The organism is Asaia sp. W19, assembly GCF_003994335.1.
Lineage (GTDB): Bacteria > Pseudomonadota > Alphaproteobacteria > Acetobacterales > Acetobacteraceae > Asaia.
The window spans coordinates 1-1,096 of sequence record NZ_PNQZ01000206.1; the positions used below are offsets into that span (position 1 = coordinate 1).

Sequence of the window (1,096 nt, forward strand, 5' to 3'; positions counted from 1 at the left end):
CGCTGGCAAATGGCCAAAACGCAGCGCACCCATGAGCAGCCCGGGCACGATCTTGTCGCAGATACCCAGCAGAGCCACGCCCTCGAACATGCCGTGGCTCAGCCCGATAGCCGTTCCCATCGCGATATTATCCCGCGAGAGCAGCGAGAGCTCCATACCCTCCTGCCCCTGGGTCACGCCATCGCACATGGCGGGCACGCCGCCAGCCACCTGCAGGGTTGCCCCCATCTCACGCGCGAACAGCTTCATCTGATCGGGGTATCGCGCATAAGGCTGATGCGCCGAGAGCATGTCGTTATAGCTTGTGATCACGCCCAGGTTGACGCCGCCCCCGCGCATGAGCTGCGCCTTGTCCTCGCCCGAGGCGGCCATCGCATGAGCCAGATTGCCGCAGGCCATGCGCGGACGCGAGATACCTTTCTGCCGGTTGAGCTCCATCAATGCGAGATAACGGCGCCGCGACACGGCGGAACGCTCGATGATGCGCTCTGTGACGGAAGCAACGACGGGATGAACGGACATGGCAGCTCACTGACGGATGTTTGGTGCTCGCGTTTTCGCGAGCTGCGCCCTTGTAAAGTTTCCGTGATCTATGGGTCAAGAGCGCAAGAGTAATAAAATTTTCCTCAATGGCTTTTTTTTAAATTTTTATATCGCCGCGCAAGAAACTGGCTGTTGCATCGGGAACACATCGCAATCAAATTGTCACAATTACATCGGGTGACGTCACATTACGAGATTGAAACCCTCGATCACGTTGTGCCATCTCGGCGGCAATTGCGGAGATCCTTCCGCCTCCATTTCCTTTCGCGAAAGTGTCCGATGGCCATTACACGCACGCGTCTTTGCCGCACCTCGCTGCTCCTCGGCGCGACAATCCTTGCCGGCGCCAGTTTGCCAGCTGTCGCCGAAACAACGAGCAAACCTGTCAAGGCATCCAGCTCCGCCCATCACAAGGCAGCGCATAAGAGCGCCGGCAAGCGCATGGCCAGCACCGCAAGCACGACTTCGCCGGCCGTCGCTTCAGCATCCGCACCGGTTTCCACCAACGCGCGACGCAACACACTCGTGAGCCTGTCAGGCCCCGTTCCCGCCG

At 59.7% G+C, this 1,096-nt stretch carries 2 protein-coding genes; one reads left to right on the plus strand and one right to left on the minus strand.

All coding sequences use genetic code 11. The features are described 5' to 3' along the window. A partial coding sequence (locus C0V97_RS18050; protein WP_199752044.1) for a dihydroxy-acid dehydratase occupies positions 1–522 on the minus strand: 522 nt, incomplete at its 3' end. A 300-nt stretch (positions 523–822) separates the two neighbouring features. Between C0V97_RS18050 and C0V97_RS18055 the strand changes: the two genes are divergently transcribed. Continuing rightward, a partial coding sequence (locus C0V97_RS18055; RefSeq protein ID WP_199752047.1) for a hypothetical protein occupies positions 823–1,096 on the plus strand: 274 nt, incomplete at its 3' end.